This window comes from Micromonospora sp. NPDC047521, assembly GCF_055587305.1.
In genome coordinates this window covers 30247-47626 of the sequence record NZ_JBVJGN010000008.1, presented here as the reverse complement: position 1 = coordinate 47626, position 17380 = coordinate 30247, and the positions used below count along the sequence as shown (strand labels likewise).

The window sequence follows — 17380 nt, the reverse complement described above, 5'->3', positions numbered from 1 at the left end:
GCCTGTCACCAACCGGCGCGGACGACCGTGACGATCCGGTCGCGGTCGGCCTCGGAGAGCCACCAGCCGACCGGGATCGAGACCATCCGGTCGGCCACCGAGTCCAGGCCGGGCAGGAGCGCGCGGTATTCGGCCACGGCACTGTGCACGTCGTTGCGCTGGTGCACCATGCTCGCCGCGATGCCCGCGTCGGCAAGGTGACGGATGAAGTCATCGCGCCGCTCGACCAGCAGCGTGTAGATCCAGCACGCCGAGTCGTGGCCCTCGGCCCGCTCCAGCAGGCGCAGGCCGGGCACGTCAGCCAGTGCCGTGTCGTAGTGGGCCGCGTTCGCCTTGTGCCGCTGGACCAGCGCGTCGACCTCGGGAAGATTGGCAAGGCCGATCGCGGCGTTGATGTCGTTCATGTGGAACTTGTATCCGTACTCAGGGATGTCGAGCGCGCAACGGAAGCTCTCACCCTTGGTCCGGTCGATGCCGAACCAACGCAACAGTCGGGCCCGCTCCGTCATCTCCGCGTCCGGGAAGGTCATCAACCCGCCGTCACCGCTGGTCAGATGCTTGATGGCTTGGAAGCTGTAGACGCCGATGTTTCCGTGGGTGCCCAGGGCGGCGCCTCGGTACGTCGATCCCCAGCCGTGGGCACAGTCCTCGATCACCACGGGCCGGAACCCGAACGTCGCCTCGGCCTCGTCAAGGATGCGGGCCAGGCGGTCGAGGTCAACCGGGTAACCGGCCCAGTGCACCACCACGATCGCCCGGGTGGCCGGAGAGATCTTGCGGGCAAGGTCGTCCAGGTCGATGTTGAGGTTCGCCGGATCGACATCCACCCAACGCAGGCGCAGACCATTCGCCAAGATCGGCCAGTTGGTGGCCGTACAGGTCATCGGTGTGGTCAAGACCTCGCCAGGCGTGTCGTCACCGAGGCGACCCGGCCGCGACCCGGCCACCATGTGCAGGGCCAGGTGCAGGCCCGAGGTCGCGCTGTTGACGGTGGCCAGGTGAGTGTGCCGCAGCCGGGAACGCAGCGCCTCCTCGAACTCCTCGACGCGAGGTCCCTGCCCGATGAACCCGCTGGAGAGTACGTCGTTGACGAGCTTTCCAGCCTCGTCGGACATGGCGACCTTGAACAGTGGAATCACGCTTTCCCCCATGTTTACTGAGCCGTGCGGCCATCTCGCGCGCCGATCCACAGTGGACTCGGACACGGCGCTGCCATCGATCTGCGCAAGATCGGCTTCTATGCCAGTGTATCGATCTTCATCTGAAAGGGCAGTCCCGTGTCACCCGGTCGGCGGCTCCCCCCGGGCCGTCCGACGACGCGGCGGTGGCTCCGGCAGCCCGTGTCGGTCCACCTTTCCGCTGGCCGTGAACGGCAGCGCGGCAATCGGCACGATCCTCGCGGGGACCATGTAGTCGGGCAGCCGGGCTGCGAGGAATGCACGGAGCTCCCGCTCGTCGGCCTCCTCCGGCCTGCGGTCACCCACCGGCACGACGTAACCGAGCAGCATCTCAGCGCCCGGGCCGCGCCGCCGCACGGCGACCACCGCGGCGGACACCGACGGATGCTCGCGCAGCGTCGCCTCGATCTCCCCCGGTTCGATCCGCTGGCCCCGAATCTTGATTTGGTCGTCGATCCGCCCCACGAAGCGAAGCTGACCCCCCGGATCCCACCACGCCAGGTCACCGGTGCGGTAGAGACGCTCGGTCCGGCCGTCGATCGACCGCACGTCGAACCGATCGGTCGTCAGCGTCGGACTCCCGGCATAGCCACGGGCCAGGCAGCGCCCACCCAGGTACATCTCCCCCGGCACCCCGATCGGCACCAGGCTGCCCCGCTCGTCCAGGACGTGCACCACCACATTGGCGATGGGTGCGCCGATCGGCACGACGGCCTCCGGTTCTGGACGCCGGCACCGCCAGGCGGTGACGTCGATGGCCGCCTCCGTCGGGCCGTAGAGGTTGTGCACCTCGACCGGGAGTACGTCGCTCAGCCGATTGACCGCCGTTGGTGGCAGAGGCTCACCGCTGCATATGACGCGGCGCAGGGAGACGCACTCACCGACGTCGGGCTCGGCGAGGAAGAGCGTCAGCATGGTTGGGACGAAGTGGATGGTGGTCACCCGTTCGCGCCGGATGAGCTCGACCATGGCTGCGGCGTCCCGGTGCACATCCGGGGATGCCACCACCTGGCGCGCCCCGTACATGAACGGCCAGAGCAACTCCCAGACCGACACATCGAACGTGGCCGGGGTCTTGTGCAGTACGACGTCGTCGGCGGCCAGCCGGTAGGCGTCCTGCATCCACGCCAGCCGGTTGGTCAGCGCGGCGTGCTCCATCTCCACGCCCTTTGGCTGGCCGGTCGACCCGGACGTGAAGATGACGTACGCCAGGTCGCCGCCCTCGACCGGCGCGATGTCGGTACGCCAGTCCCATGCCGGAGCGCCCGGTTCACCGTCGCCCCGCAGAGTCAGCAACGGCGGGACGTCCTCCCCGGCCAGGGTCGCCGTCCCGGCCCGGCTGGCCAGCACGGCCTTCACGCCTGCCGTGCGGGTCATCCCCGCCAGCCGACGACCCGGGTGGGCCGGGTCCAACGGTAGGTACGCGGCACCGGAGAGCATGATGCCGAGGACGGTGACGACGAAGTCCAGTCCCCGCTCGGCACAGAGCCCGACCACGTCCCCCCGGCCGACACCGACCGCGGCCAGCCGAGCCGCCGTGGCCGCGGCGCGGTCCAGGAACTCGCCGTAGGTCAGCTGGTCGGATCCGCTCGACAGCGCGACCCGTTCGGGGTGGGCCAGCGCCCGGCGACGGATCAACTCGGGGACCGGGACGTCGGGAACCTCACTCTCAGCGCCCCGGAAGGACGCCAGCAACCGCCGCTCGCCCGGGCCGGTCACCTCCGCCGCCGCGATCTTCGCCTGCGGGGCCGAGAGCAGCGCCGCGAGCAGCACCGAAAGGCGTTCGGCGAGCAGATGGGGGACCAGGGCCGGGTGCTGCGTCGGGTCCGCGGAAATCCGGGCCACGAGTGTGCGGCCCCCATCAGCCGGAGCCTGCCCCAGCCCCAGTAGCCGATGTGCTGTAGGGGCCTGCGTGCCGGATACCGCTACCGCCACGTCCGGAACGGGCGACCCGCCGCCAACCAGCGCCGAGGGCGCCGCAGCGAGCGCGACCAGCACCTCGGTGAAGGTCGTCCCGGATGTCAGCGGAACGGACCGGGGGGCCGCCGCGCCCACCGCCACCGTGACCCGGGACAGGCCGATCAACCGGTGAATCAGCACGGCGCCGACCGCGCCGAGCGCGTCCGCGAGGGTGAGCCCGTACCGGTGAGCCAGTCCACCCAGCATGGTGAGCTGGTGTTCTTCGAGATCCACCTTCGGTGACGTCTTCACGACGCCTCCGTAAGGCAGTCAGCCAACAACGCCTCGCGGAGCGCGGGCAAGTTCTCGTGCAGGAAGAAGTGCCCCCCGTCAAAGAGCCGGACGCGGGCCTCGGCGGCGACGTCCCGCCATCCGATCAGCTCCCGCACCGGCACCGCGGGATCGGCACGACCGCCGTAGATCGACACCTGGCAGGGCAGCGGCCCGGCTTGGGTCGGCTGGTACGCCTCGAGCAGGGCGAGGTCCCGGCGCACCAGCGCCAGCAGGATCGGCCGCACCTCCGGATCGCGCAATGTCTCCTCAGGCGTCCCGTTGAGCAGCCGCAGGAAGGCGATCACATCCTCGTCCGGCGCACCTGCCAGCCCCCGCCGCCGCCACCCGCCCTGCCCGGGCGGCGCCGCGCCGCAGAGCACCAGCCGGCGCGGAAGCGGACCGCCGTCGTCCGCCAGCAGCCGGACCACCTCGGTCGCCACCGCCGCGCCGAAACTGTGTCCCAGCAGCACGTACGGACCGGTCATCCGGCGCAGCTCGGCGCCGAGCGCCGCCGCCCGAACCAGCAGGGTGCGGGAGCCGACGAGATCCTGCCCCGGATGCAGGCCCGGGTAGGGCGCCCATTGCACGGGGCGTACGGCCACCCCGGTGCCGACGAAGGCCCTCACCCAGGGGCGGAAGGCCACCGCGCTGGCCCCCGCGTGCGGAACGCAGACCAGGGTCAACTCCGTCGCCGTCGGCTCCGTCCCGTGCTCCCGATCGGCGACCAGCACAGCACGTTCGGTGCTCATCGGCCGCCCTCCTTCACCTGGGCGTCTCGTACGGCCTGTACGACGTCGCCAAGGGTCGCGGTGCCCGCGAGGCGGGCCAGGTCGACCCGTACGCCGAAGCGTCGCTGCACTCGGTTGATCATCCTGATGAAGAGCAAGGACTCGCCACCCAGGACGAAGAAGTCGGCGTCTCCGATGAGCCCGGCCTGACCGAGCAGGTCCTGCCACACGGCGGCGACCTCGTCGAACACCTCGTCCGGCGGCATCGGATCGGCCGGATCACGGGTGGTGTCCGAGCCGTTCGTCGTGGAACCGTTCCGCGCCGGCTCCGGATGCACCGGCGACCGGCCCTCGGACGCAGGAGCCTCCACTGTGTCGCGGGTCTGCGGATCGATCCAGTGCCGCTCTCGGGCGAATCGGTAGCCGGGCAGGCGAACGGGTCGGTGCGGCCGCGGCGACCGCATGGCCGCCCAATCCACGGGCGCGCCTGCCGCCCACAGCTGCCCCACGCCAGCCAGCAAAAGCTCCGCCCCGCTTCCCGGCTCGCGCTCCGGCTGCAGTGCCACGGTGAGGGTGTTGGCAGCCTCCGGCACCCGACGCGAGGCCGAGCGGAGCGCCCGGCCTGGACCGACCTCCACCAGCACCGTGCCGGGTTCAGCGACCGCGCGCCGCACGGCGGCGCCGAAGCGCACCGGTCGCCGCGCCTGCCGCGCCCAGTGCTCCGGATCCCGGACGGACCCCACCGGCAGCAGAGTCGCGTCCACCGCGTCGATGACTTCAAGGCGCCGCGGCCGGTGCGGAGTGGCGGTCGCGGCACGCCGCAGTGTGTCAGCGGCGCTCTCGACCAGTCGGGAGTGGAAGGCCCGCTGCGCGGGTAGGCGTCGCACCGGCACGTCGGTGCCGGCCAACCGCTGCTCGAACCGGTCCACGTGGGCGGATTCGCCGGAGACGACGACCACATCGGGCGCATTCACCGCGGCAATGTCCAGGTCCAGATCTGCGAGATACCCGCGAACGGTTTCCTCGTCGGCCTGCACGATCGTCATCGCGCCGGGCGCACTCTGCTGCATCAACCGGCCGCGCTCGGCCACCAGACGCAGCGCGTCGACGAAGCCGATCTCCCGAGCCAGTGCCGCGGCGGCGAACTCGCCCACCGAGTGCCCCAGAACGGCGGCGGGCCGCAGACCCCAGGACACCAGCAACCGGCCGAGCGCATACTCGTAAAGCAGCAGCGCGGGTTGGGTGAGGTCGGTACGTTGCAGGCTCCCGTCAGCGGAGTCGACCAGCAGCAGATCGCGCAGGTCCATCCCGAGCACCGGCCTCAGCGCCTCGGCTCCCCGATCCACGTCGACCCTGAACGTGGCAGACAGCTCGTACGCCCCAGCGGCCATGCCGGCGAACTCGGAGCCCTGCCCTGGGAAGAGAAAGACCAGCCGAGGGCGGCCGGCGGGTGTGCCTTCAGCCGGTGCGACGAGCAGATCGGCCGCCTCGGACAGGGTGTGGGCGACGACGGCCCGCCGGTGCCGGAACGGCCGTCGTCGACTCTGCAACGTGTACGCCACGTCGCTCATCAGGACGTCCGGCTGCGCGCGCAGGTGGTCGGCCAGTCGCTCGCTCGCGGCGGCCACCGCGGCCGGGGTACGTCCGGACACCGGCAGAACGACAGGCGTGGGTCGGGTCGCCGGCAGACAGTTCTCCTCGTCGCGAGCTGCGGCCGGGGCCTCCTCCAGCACCACGTGCACGTTCGTGCCGCCGAGACCGAACGAACTCACCGCGGCCCGCCGCGGTCGTCCGTCGACTGCCGGCCAGGCCCGACCGGCCTCGTCAACGACGAACGGGCTGGTTCCCTCGCCGATGCCGTGCCCGACCTTGCGGAGGCCGGGCAGCGGGGGCATCCATCGGTGACGCAGCGCGAGGGCCGCCTTGACCAGGCCGGTCACGCCGGCGGCGGCGTCCAGGTGACCGATGTTCGCCTTCACCGAGCCGATCGAGACCGTTCCCGCCGCAGCGCCCTGCGCACGGAAGATCTCGGTCAACGCGGCGACCTCGATGGCGTCGCCGACCTCGGTCGCCGTACCGTGCGCCTCCAGGTAGTTCACCTCGGCAGCGCTGATCCCCGCGTCGGCGTAGGCGCGGCGCAGCACGTCGAGCTGCCCGTGAACGCCGGGAGCGGTATACCCGACCTTGTTGCCGCCGTCATTGTTCACCGCCGATCCCTTGATCACCGCGTACACGTCGTCGCCGTCGCGCACCGCGTCGGCGAGCCGCTTCAGCGCGACCAGAGCGACGCCGTTGCCGGGCACGGTGCCCGCGGCGTCGGCGTCGAAGGGGCGGCACACCCCGTCCGGCGACATGATGCCGTTGGTCTCGTACAGGTACCCGGAATGTTGAGGCTGTGCGACGCAGGCGCCTCCGGCGAGGGCCACGTCGCTGTCCCCGGCTCGCAGGCTCTGACAGGCAAGGTGGACCGCGAGCAGCGAGGTGGAGCAGGCGCTCTGCACGGTGACTGCCGGACCCGTCAGATCCAGCCGGTACGCCACCTTCGCGGCCAGGTGGTCCTTCTCGTTGCCGAGCACCACCGCCAACAGGCCCTGCGAGCGCACCACCTCCGACGCCGGAAGCACATTGTGGAGCAGGTAGTAATTGAGTCCGGCGCCGGCGAAGACCCCGACCCGCCCGAACGACCGTTCCCCGGCCAGGCCGGCGTCCTCCAGCGCTTCCCAGGCGGTCTGAAGCAAGAGCCGGTGCTGCGGGTCGGTCAGCGCCGCCTCCCGGGCTGTCATACCAAAGAAGTCTGCGTCGAAGAGCTCGGCGTCCGTGACGACGCCGCGCGCCGGGACGTAGGCCGGATCGCTGCTCTCCGCCGTCGGCACCCCGGCCGCGGCGAGCTGCTCCGCGCTGAGGGTGGTGATCGTGACCCGACCGGAGGCGAGGTTGTCCCAGAGCTGCCATACGTCGTTGGCCCCGGGGAACCGGCCAGCCAGGCCGACGATGGCGATGTCGTGGTCGCGGACGGTCATGCCGTGCTCCGGAAGGTGGTCGCGGCCAGGTACCCGGCGAGCGCCCGGACCGTCGGGAAGCGGTACAGGTCGGTCAGCGGCAACGCCAGCCCGCCCAGCTTGTCGCGGAGTTCGTTGCGGACGAGCGCGAGTTGGAGGGAGTCGCCGCCGACGTCGAAGAATGCCTCGTCCGGGTCGAAGTCGTCGGTGCCGAGCACCGCCGTCCACACCTCGGTCACCAGCTCTTCCAGCCGGGCCGTGGCGTCCGGGTCACCATCTGTCGACGGCGCAGACCGGGGGACCTCAGCTGAGGTCGTGTCGGGCTCCGGCACCGCGGCGAGCGCGGCCAGGTCGACCTTGCCGTTGCGGGTCAGCGGAAATTCCGGGACAGCGAGCCACCGTTGTGGCCGGGCCGGCGGGGCGAGTCCCACAGTCACCCGCTCGCGTAGCGCCGCCAGATCCGGGGCGGGGACAATCGTCTTCACCGCCGCGGTCAGTCGCTGCCGGCCGACGGTCTCGTCGAGGAAGACCACCGCGTCGAGGACATCGCCGAACGCGCGGATCGACTCCTCGATCTCCGCCAGGGACACCCGATGCCCGGCAATCTTGACCTGCCGGTCGGTCCGGCCGAGGAACCGCAGCCGCTTGTCCCCGTCCCACCGCACCAGGTCCCCGGTCCGATAGGTGCGCTCGCCGACTGCCGCCCGCTCACCGAACGCGCGGGCGGTGCCGTCCGGGTCGGCCAGGTACCCCTCGGCGAGACCGACGCCAGCCACGTGCAGCTCACCCATCGCGCCGGGCGGCAGCGGGGCGCCCCGGTCGTCCATGACCCACAGCCGGGTGCCGGCGACCGGCCGGCCGATGGGCACGTCCCGCTGGACCTGGTCCAGCCCGTCGATGTGGTGCACGGTGGTGAAGGTGGTGTTTTCCGTCGGCCCGTACCCATTGGTGACCCGCAGGTCGGGGCAGGCGCGCAGCACCCGGCGCACATGCGAGGCGGAAACCACGCCGCCGCCGGTGAAGATCTGGCGCAGCGGACGGAAGCCATCGGGGCGATGGTCGGCGACCAGGTGGAACAGCCCGGAGGTGAGCCACGCGTGCGTCACGACGGCCTCGGCCAGGAAGGCGGCCAGTTCGTTCGGCGATGGGTCGTGCGGGGGGAACACCTCGACCGCAGCGCCCGTGGTCAGGGGTACCAACAGCTCCAGGGTCGACGCGTCGAAGGCCAGCGGCGCCATCCGCAGCATCCGTACCCGCTCGGCGGGGGCGAAGAGATCGCTGTCCCGGGCCAGCCGCAGCACCGCCCGGTGCGGCACGACGACCCCCTTGGGAAAGCCGGTCGACCCGGAGGTGAAGGAGACGTACGCCGCCCGTCCGGGATCGACCGGACCGGCCGGCAGTGCGGACGGCGCCGCGGACGGTGGCGCGTGGAGGTCCACCAGCGGACACATCTGGGTACCCGGCCAACCGGCGCCGTCACCGTCGGCGATCCGCACCCGAGCCTGCACTGCCGCCAGCACCCGGTCCCGACCCTGCGGCCCGGCCGCTGCCTCAACGGCCACGTACGCGGCGCCAGCGCGCAGCACCGCCAGCACGGCGACCGCCTCGCCGCTGGAACGGGGCAGGTCGACGACCACCCGGTCGCCGGGTCGCACGCCCAACTCGACCAGGCGCCGGGACTGCTCCTGCGCGAGATCGTGGAGCTGCCGGTAGGTCAGCTGGATCCCGGCGGCACGATCGGTCACCGCCGGCCGGTCGGGAGTGTCCAGAGCGTGCCGCTCGAATGCCCGCCACAGGTCGTCGTCCGTTGCCTTCGCCGCTCCGCCGCCCAGGGCGTGAGCGAGTTCGGCCTGACGCGGGGAGACGGTCCGCACCGCCGACAGGGGTTGCTCCCCCGGCCCGGCCAGCTCGGTGAGGGCGGTCTGGAACGAGTCGGCCAGGTCAGCGGCCTCGGCGGGCGTCAGCACTCCGGTCCGGTACTCCAGGGCGAACAGGGCCTGCGGCTGCCACTGTTGCAGATAGAGCAACGCGTCGAAGGCCGACCCGCGGCCGTGGCCCTCGTCGATCCGCGCCGACACGCCCCCGATCGTCACGTCTGCCGGCACCAGCTCGTGGTGCGCGGCGAAGCCGACCTGCACGAGCGGATTGCGAGTTGGGTCGATCGGGACGCCGGTCGCCTCGACGAGCTGGTCGAACGGGATCTCCGCATCGTCACCCGCCGCCCGCAGGGCCGCACCCACCGTACGGATCCAGCCGTCGGTAGTGGCGTCGTCGTCGATGTAGGACCGCACCGGCACGACCCGGGTGCACAGCCCCACGACCGCGGCCAGCTCGGCGGTGGAGCGCCCGGCGAAGGGCATGGCGAGCAGCAGGTCCTTTACGCCGGCACGACGGGCCACAACCAGTGACCACGCGGCGGCGAGCACCGTGGGCAGGGTGACGGCGCATCGGCGGGCAACGGTCGTCGCCGCCTCGGCTGCCGGGGCGGCCAGCGTGAACACCAGCCGCGCGCCCGCGTCGTCGGGGTCAGCCGGTCGTGGCAGGTCGGTGGGGAGGACGAGGACGTCGGCAGCATTCCCGAGGCGTCGCCTCGCTCGCTCCAGCGCGTCGCCCAGCTCGCCCGACGCGGCCACCTCGGCCAGCCGGTCGGCGATCCGATCGGCCGGCGGGGCGCTGCCACCAAGAGCGCCGGGGCCCTCGTCGTAGAGCCGAGCGAACTCGCGCCAGAGCAGACCCACGCTCCAGCCGTCCAGCAGGACGTGGTGCGCAAGCATGGTCAGCAGGCTGCCGGTGGCGGTAGCTGTCAACACGAACAGTACTGGGGGCCGTTCGAAGGGGCGTAGCAGCGCCGCACTGCTCGCCGCGTACCGGTGGTGCACCACAGTGACAGGGTCGCCCCCCTCGTACTCGGCGAAGACCAGCCGGGGCTGGTGAGTCGGGGCGAGCACGAGCCGTTCGGGACCGCGCTCGTCGGAGACGAACATCGTCCGCAGTGACTCGTGCCGACGCACCAGAGCGTCGAGCGCTGCGCGCACCCGGTCCGCGTCGAGGGGGATCGGTACGTCCAGGGTGAAGAGCAGGTGGTAGGGCCGGTCCCGGCCGGCGAGGTGAGCCGCCAGCATCGGGCGCTGGGCGGGCAGCAGGGGACGCACCCCCGGATCGGCGGGTGCCGTCGCATCGCCACAAGGGACGCAGGCCCGGGCGGCGGTTAGTACATTGCCGACCGGTTCATCGCCCAGCAGTCGGGGGACGTCCGGACGCCGGGCCAGGTGACGCTCGCCGAGTGCGGAGAGTGCGATCGCCTGCAGCGAGGTGCCGCCGAGCGCGACGAAGGAACGTTCGGTCACCTGGGTCGCCAGCGGTGACGCGGCAACGCCCAGCACGTCGGCGATGTGGGGCAGCCAGTCGTCGAGCCGGGGCGGCGTCCCGCCGTGCCCGCCGGCCGTACCGGTGACCGGTGACATGATGCCGCTCACGCCGCCACCACCTGCTGTTCGGCCCGGGCCATCGCCGGCGCCGACAGCCAGCGCCGGATGGGCAGGATGGTGACCAGCGAGGTCGCGGCGCAGAGGGCGAAGATGACACGGGTGTCCAGCAGGCCACCCGCGACGCCACCGAGCGCGGCGCCGATCGGTGTGGCACCGTACGACATCATCCGGGATGCCCCGCCCACCTGACCGAGTTCGTGCCGAGAGACGGTGCGCTGCCGCACCGACATCGCCTGTACCGACCACATGCCACCGAAGGCGCTGCCCACCGCCATGGCCAGGCCGAGCCAGATGCCGGTCAAGAGCAGCGGCGCGGCGAAGACGGTGGCCCAGCCGACCCGGGTGAGCCAGAGCAGATGTTCCTGCGTGACCAGCCGCTCGAAGCGGGCGGTGAGCAGGGAGCCCAGCGCCGCGCCGACGCCGATCATGCCGATCAGCAGGCCATAGGCGGCCGGACTGAGGCCGAGCGGGCCAGGGTCGATGGCGTAGAGAACGAAGACCGTGTGAAAGGCTGCGTTGCCGAGGGTGGTGATCATCCCGACGCCGACCACCGTCGCCAGGATGGGGTGGTGGGCGATGGTACGCAGGCCGGTGAGGAAGTGCACCCGCTGCGGCTCGGCGCTGGTGGGAACGACCCGCTGCGGGGCGGCAGCCCGGCCCAACAGGAGGGCTGCGGCGAGACAGGCGACGCCGGCCACCAGTGCCGGCAACTCCAACGCGAAGCCGATCAGCGCACCGGCGAAGAGCGGCCCGGCGAACTGGTAGGAGATTCGGGTGGAGACGGAGATGGCCCCGTTGGCGCGGGTCAGCTCGGCGCTCGGCACCAGGTCCGGAATGAGTGCCTCGGCGGCGGTGTCGACCACCGTCTGCACTGCGGCCACCACGAACACCACCACCATCAGCAGCACGGTCACCGGCAGGTCGAGCGTCAGCGCGGCGGCCAGGGCGAGCATCAGCAGACCACGGACGACGTTGGCGACGGTGATCGCACGACGGCGGTCGACGGAGTCCGCCAGCATGCCGGCAGGGATCGCCAGCACGAGCCAGGGCAGGGTCGACGCGACGGTCACCGCGCCGACGACCAGCGGAGAGCGGGACACCTGGCTGGCGATGATGGTCGCCGCGACGGTGAAGACACCGTTGGCCGCATCAGACAGTCCCGTGGCAGCCAGCAGACGGCGGAAGGACCCATTGATCACCGAGTCGCCTCCTTGGCGGCGAGTTGTTCCCGGACCGTGGCCAGCCGCTCCACGCCCTCGAGCACCCGGTGGTACGGCAGGCCGAAGTCGATCAGCGCGGCCACCTCGTTCACTCCCATCCGGCCGAATTCGAGCAGGCGCCGCCCGACCACCTCGGGTGTGCCGAGCAGGGAGCGGTTGGCGTAGAAGCTGTGGTAGGAGCGACGGATGATCGCTTCGCGGTCGCGCTCGGAGGCTCCGTGCAGATCGGGCTCCTCGTCCGGCATCGCCTTGGTGAGGCTGGCCAGCAACTCGGTGTGACTGCGCAGGTAGGCCAGGAAGGGCGCCTCACAGACGGACTTGACGTCCTCATGCGGCTCACCGACGTACGAGTGGATCATGAGGGTCACCCTGCCGGCCATCGGATCGTGCCCGTAGTCGGCCCGCGCCCGCCGGTAGATATCGATCTTGGCAGCGAGCTGCACCGGGGTCAGCGCCAGCAACGCGGTCAACAGGTTCGCGCCCACCTCGCCGGCGAGCCGGAAGGATTCGTCGCTGGCCGAGGCGGTCAACCACACCGGCAGCTCGGCCTGGGAACGGGCGGGATACGGCTGCACCGACACCCTCGGGCCCGCGCCGGCCTCCGCGTTCTCCAGTGCCCCTCCGCGCCACAGGTGCCGGATCAGCTCGACGTCCTGCTTGAACGTCTCCCGCCTGGTGGGGAACCGCTTCGGCGCCAGCACGAAGTCCAGGGGATGGAACCCGGCCGCGAAGGAGATGCCCACCCGGCCGTGGGAGATGCGGTCCACGACGCTCCAGTCCTCGACCAGGCGGAGGGGATGATGCAGCGGAAGCACGACGCTGCCCGCCCGCAGTCCGATCCGCTCGGTGGCCGCGGCGAGTGCGGCGTTGAGCACTGCCGGGTTGGGGTAGAGAGCGCCGAACGGGTGGAAGTGCCGTTCAGGGCTCCACACCGCCTCGAAGCCGAGACGGTCCGCCAGCCGGACGGCGTCGAAAACCAGGTCGTACCCCTTCTCGGCGTCGTCGTTCTGTGAGGAGAAGAAGTAGATGCTGGTGCTCGGCACCGCGGAGGGCTCGGGTCGGTCGGCCGCGACCGGGGCCGGGCGTTGAACGACTTGCACCGGCTTGCGGTCGACCTCGGCGGCCAGCGCCGCCGCCGCGCCGGCCCAGGGCAGCACCGTGGCGGTGGAGCCGCAGGGCGCCGTGGCGACGAACCCGGCCAGGCCGGAGAAGGTCGGCGCGTCGAAGAAGTGGTCGAGCTCCACCTCGACCCCGAACGCGTCCCGGATCCGGCCGCTGAGCCGCAGGGCTGCAAGCGAGTGGCCGCCCAGCTCGAAGAAGTCATCGTCCGGCCCGACCTGGTCGACTCCGAGCACCTCTCGCCAGAGCTGTTCGAGCGTGATCGCCGGATCGGCGGCGGTCGGAGCCGGGCTCTTCTCGACGGCCAGCGTCGGCTCTTCGGTAGTCGGCGGCACGGGTTCTCCTATCGCTTGCGCCGGAGCGTCACCCGTCGGTACGGCTGCCGGTCGCGGGGCCTCGATCCAGTGCCGGGTACGGGCGAAGGGGTATGTCGGCAGTGGGACGCGTCGTCGTCCGTGGTCGTGCTGGACGCTCCACGAACCGGCGAGGCCGCCCGACCACAGTTCACCGACCACGCCCAGCAACAGAGCGTGGTCGTCGGCCGAGGCGGTGCCCGGCCGACCCACGGACAGGACGCGGGCCTGCTCCTCGGGGGCAACGTGCTCGCGGATGAACTCTCGCAAGGCTGCGCCCGGTCCCACCTCGACCCAGGCCGCGGGCGTGAGATCGTCACGCAGTCGGGTGACGGCGTCGGTGAAGTTGACCGGCTCGCGCAGCTGACGCCCCCAGTACGCGGCGCTGGTGGCCTCGTCGTCGGTAAGCGGCGCGCCGGTGAGCGTCGAGTAGATGGGCAGTCGCGGCGCGGCGAGCCGATAGCCGCTCAGGAAGGTGGCGAACTGCTCGGCGGCGTCCGCCATGCCGGCCGAATGGAAGCCGTGCGAGGTACGCAGCCGGCGGCACGGCAGCCCCGCGGCGCGGAGCGATCGCTCCACCCGCTGCATTGCCGCCGTGTCACCGGAGAGCACCGACGAGTTCGGGGAGTTGCGGGCCGCGAACTCCACACCGTCTGTGAGGGAGCGGGCCACCACCACCGGATCGCCGAGCACCGCCAGCATCACGCCCGGCCGGGCCTGCTGCATGAGCCGGCCGCGTTCGATCACCACCGCCAGCGCGTCCGCCGGGGAGAGGACCTCCGCGAGGCAGGCGGCGACGATCTCGCCGACGCTGTGGCCGACCATCGCCGCCGGCGTGACGCCCCGACTGATGAGGCTTCGGGCCGCCGCGAGTTCGGTGAGGAAGATCGCCGGCTGCGCGAGCTCGGTGCGGCGCAGCGTCTCCTCGTGGGCGGCGGCGTCCGGGCTGTACAACACGTCGCGCAGGTCGACCCCGCAGGCATCGGCGAACTGTTGCGCGCCCTCGTCGATCACGGCCCGGAAGACCGCATCGGCGTGGTAGTTGGCTCGGTACATGCCGGGCCGCTGCGACCCCTGGCCCGGAAAGGCGAACACCACCGGGCCGGTCGGTACCACCGCGTGGGGCGTCGCCCGGCGTAGCCGGTCTGCCGCATCCGCCGCGTCGTCCGCCACGACTGCGGCCCGCCACGGCAGCCAGGTGCGGCCGACCCGCAGGGTGTGCGCCACGTCAGCCAGGGACACGGACGGCTGGGCGGACAGCGCGCCGGCGATGCGGCGCAGGCTTTCGTCGGCCGCCTCCCGAGTACGGGCGGAGACCAGGAGCAGTTGGCTCCCGCTTACCGCCTCCCCCAGCGGCTCCGGATCGGCCTCCTCCAGCACCACGTGCGCGTTCGTGCCACCGATACCGAACGAGCTGACTCCAGCGCGGCGACGGCCGGCAATCGGCTGCCACGGGACCGCGGTGACCGGCACAAAGAACGGCGAGCCCTCGAGCTCGAGCAGCTCATTCGCGCCCTTGAAATGGGCCACCGGCGGAATCACCCGGTGGCGCAACGCCAACACGACCTTGATCAGGCTGAGGACGCCAGCGGCGACGTCGAGATGGCCCACCACGGACTTCAGCGCAGTCAGCGCACAGGAGGCCTCTGCGACGCCGCCGAAGACCTGACGCAGCGCAGCCACCTCGATGGGATCACCCAGCTTGGTGCCGGTGCCGTGCGCCTCGATGAGTCCCACCTCGCCCGGGGCAACCTCGGCCACGTCCAGTGCGTCCGCCACCGCGGTGGCCTGGCCACCAACGCCGGGGGCGGTGAAGCCGGCCTTGCGCGACCCGTCGTTGTTCACCGCCGAGCCGAGAATGACGGCGTGCACGGTGTCGCCGTCTCGATGGGCGTCCTCCAGCCGCTTGAGCACCACGACCCCAGCGCCGTCCCCAGGAACCGTGCCCTCGGCGGACGCGTCGAAGGTCCGGCAGTGCCCGTCCGGGGAGAGGATGCCGCCGGGCTCGTGGACGTAGCCGCGGCGGGTCGGCGGGGCCACCGACGCGCCGCCCGCCAACGCCAGGTCCGTCTCGTGAGCCAGCAGGCTCTGCACAGCCATATGGACCGCCACCAGCGAGGTGGAGCAGGCAGTCTGCACGGTGACACCCGGCCCCTGGAGGTTGAGCTTGTAGGCGATCCGGGTCGCGGCGTAGTCCTTGTCGGAGCCGATGACCAGTTGCAGGCCGCCGGCCGCGTCGACGGCCCGCTGGTTCGGCAGCACGTTGTCAAGCAGGTACACGTTCATGCCGGTGCCGACATAGACGCCCGTGCGCCCGCCGTCGGCCGCGACCGGAGCATTCCCGGAGTTCTCCAGCGCCTCCCAGGCACACTCCAGCAACAACCGCTGCTGCGGATCCATCAGGGCACTCTCATTGGGCGAGTAGCCGAACAGCTCACCGTCGAACTGGTCGATGCCGTCGAGGGCCGCGCGGGCGGGCACGAACCGGGAATCGGCGACCAGGTGCGCCGGTACGCCTTGGGCCACCAGTTCCTGCGGTTCGAAGAAGGTCACCGACTCGGTTCCGGCCTCCAGGTTCGCCCAGAACCGCTCGAGATCCCCGCCGGCGCCGGGAACCCGGGCGGCGAGCCCGACGATCGCGATCTTGCTGCTGTCCGTCATGTCTTCTCCTTGCCGGTGGCCGGTGGGCGGGCCGCCGTTCACCTCATGCACGCTGGTCGAGCTCCTCGACCGGGTCGGTCTCCGGCATCAGCGCCAGCGTTCCGTTCGCCAGCCGGATCCGGTCACTGCTGATCATCACGCGGGCCGATGTGACGTCCCGTAGGTGCCGACTCAGGCTGAACGGGCTGGCCTGCGCCTCGCGGTATGCGTCGACGCCGATCAGCTCGATCGCGTCGACCACCGCGCTGAAGGCCGTCTCAGCGACCGACAAGCGAACGTTGTTGGCACGCCTGGGCATGCCGCTGTCGTACCGGCCGGTGGCGGTGGCCAGGTCGTACTCATCGGCGAAGGCCCTGATCTGCGCCCGCACCTGGTCCAGCGACTGGGCGATGTGGCCGAGCCGCAGCGTCTTGGCGGCGGCCAGGTCTCCCGTACCGGCCCGGCGACGCAACCACTGCCGGCCGCGATCCGCCGCCGCGGCGGCGATGCCCCACCAGCAGCCGGCCCAGCCGAGATGGGTCAGCGGCGTCATCGTGCGACCGCCCGTGAGGCTGAACGAGTCGGCCAGGACGTATCGGTCCGAGGTCGAGACGACGGCCCGGCAGCCTCCGCTCGCGGTGCCACGCATACCCATCGCCAGCCACGGGGTGGGGCGTTCGATGTCGATGTCGGCCGTCTTGGCCAGCACCAGTGCCTGGTCCGTCCGAGGGGCGTTCTGGTCGGGCCGGGCCACGACCAGCGCGGCGTCGGCGATGCTCAGGTACGAGGAGACCGACACCTCCTTGGTGATCGTGATCGTTCCGTCCGGCGCCCGATCGCAGTAGGCATTGCCTTGACGTGGGTCGGCGGCTCCCCGCTCCGACATCAGACTGGCTATCAGGGGCTGCGCCGACCAGGCCTGGTCGAGGAAGGCGCGCAGCTCATCGGTGAGGGTGGGCTGGCTGACGACGCTCTGCATCTGCCCCTGGTGCATCGCCCAGACCATCGCAGTCGAGGCGCAGGCGCCACCGAGTGCGGAGGCGACAGCTGCCACCTGCCTCCCCGTCCAGACCGACTCGCCCGGGGTGGGCGCCGGGCCGAGCAGTCCCTGCTCGCGCAGGGCTGCGACGGCGGCGAGCGGCGGCTCGGCGTCGGCGTCGACCTGGTCCGCCGCCGCCGCCGCCACCTTGGTCACCCTGCGGACCCGGGCCGTCAGGGGCTGCTGCACGCTCGCCGGATAGCTGGTCATTTGGGTAACTCCGCGCTCTGCTCGACGTGGTTCACGCAATCCGTCCGAGGCGCGGGGCCAAACGTCTCCGTCCAGCCGGGCGGCTGCGGCAGCAGAGCCGGCCAGAGCGAGAGCTGACCACGCCCGTTGGCCAGGACGAGGAACGTCCCTTCCTCGTCGAAGGGGTCTGCCATC

At 71.5% G+C, this 17380-nt stretch carries 9 protein-coding genes; all 9 read right to left on the bottom strand.

The window, feature by feature from the left end:
* Positions 1 to 5: 5 nt before the first annotated feature.
* The 9 genes from ACZ6N8_RS18805 to ACZ6N8_RS18765 all read right to left on the bottom strand — a co-directional run bounded on the left by ACZ6N8_RS18805 (position 6) and on the right by ACZ6N8_RS18765 (position 17379).
* Positions 6 to 1139 (bottom strand): DegT/DnrJ/EryC1/StrS family aminotransferase, encoded by a 1134-nt coding sequence (locus ACZ6N8_RS18805; RefSeq protein WP_466011459.1) that lies wholly within the window; start codon positions 1137 to 1139, stop codon positions 6 to 8.
* Positions 1140 to 1280: 141 nt separating this feature from the next.
* Positions 1281 to 3389, bottom strand: a complete 2109-nt coding sequence (locus tag ACZ6N8_RS18800; protein WP_466011458.1) for an amino acid adenylation domain-containing protein — start codon at positions 3387 to 3389, stop codon at positions 1281 to 1283.
* The gene (locus ACZ6N8_RS18795) at positions 3386 to 4159 is read right to left on the bottom strand and encodes a thioesterase II family protein (RefSeq protein WP_466011456.1); all 774 of its coding nucleotides are present in this window, start codon (positions 4157 to 4159) and stop codon (positions 3386 to 3388) included. The genes ACZ6N8_RS18800 and ACZ6N8_RS18795 overlap by 4 nt, the downstream gene beginning before the upstream one ends.
* Positions 4156 to 7158 (bottom strand): type I polyketide synthase, encoded by a 3003-nt coding sequence (locus ACZ6N8_RS18790; protein WP_466011454.1) that lies wholly within the window; start codon positions 7156 to 7158, stop codon positions 4156 to 4158. Before ACZ6N8_RS18790 ends, ACZ6N8_RS18795 begins: the two co-directional genes overlap by 4 nt.
* Entirely contained in the window at positions 7155 to 10613 is a 3459-nt protein-coding gene (locus ACZ6N8_RS18785) for a non-ribosomal peptide synthetase (RefSeq protein ID WP_466011452.1), read from the bottom strand. Before ACZ6N8_RS18785 ends, ACZ6N8_RS18790 begins: the two co-directional genes overlap by 4 nt.
* Entirely contained in the window at positions 10610 to 11824 is a 1215-nt protein-coding gene (locus ACZ6N8_RS18780; protein WP_466011451.1) for an MFS transporter, read from the bottom strand. Before ACZ6N8_RS18780 ends, ACZ6N8_RS18785 begins: the two co-directional genes overlap by 4 nt.
* Complete coding sequence (locus ACZ6N8_RS18775; RefSeq protein ID WP_466011449.1) at positions 11821 to 15978, bottom strand: type I polyketide synthase; 4158 nt, start codon at positions 15976 to 15978, stop codon at positions 11821 to 11823. The genes ACZ6N8_RS18780 and ACZ6N8_RS18775 overlap by 4 nt, the downstream gene beginning before the upstream one ends.
* 43 nt (positions 15979 to 16021) lie before the next feature.
* Positions 16022 to 17206: an acyl-CoA dehydrogenase family protein gene (locus ACZ6N8_RS18770; protein WP_466011448.1), complete on the bottom strand. Its 1185-nt coding sequence runs from the start codon at positions 17204 to 17206 to the stop codon at positions 16022 to 16024.
* Positions 17203 to 17379, bottom strand: a complete 177-nt coding sequence (locus ACZ6N8_RS18765) for an MbtH family protein (protein ID WP_466011447.1) — start codon at positions 17377 to 17379, stop codon at positions 17203 to 17205. Before ACZ6N8_RS18765 ends, ACZ6N8_RS18770 begins: the two co-directional genes overlap by 4 nt.
* Position 17380: the final 1 nt, after the last annotated feature.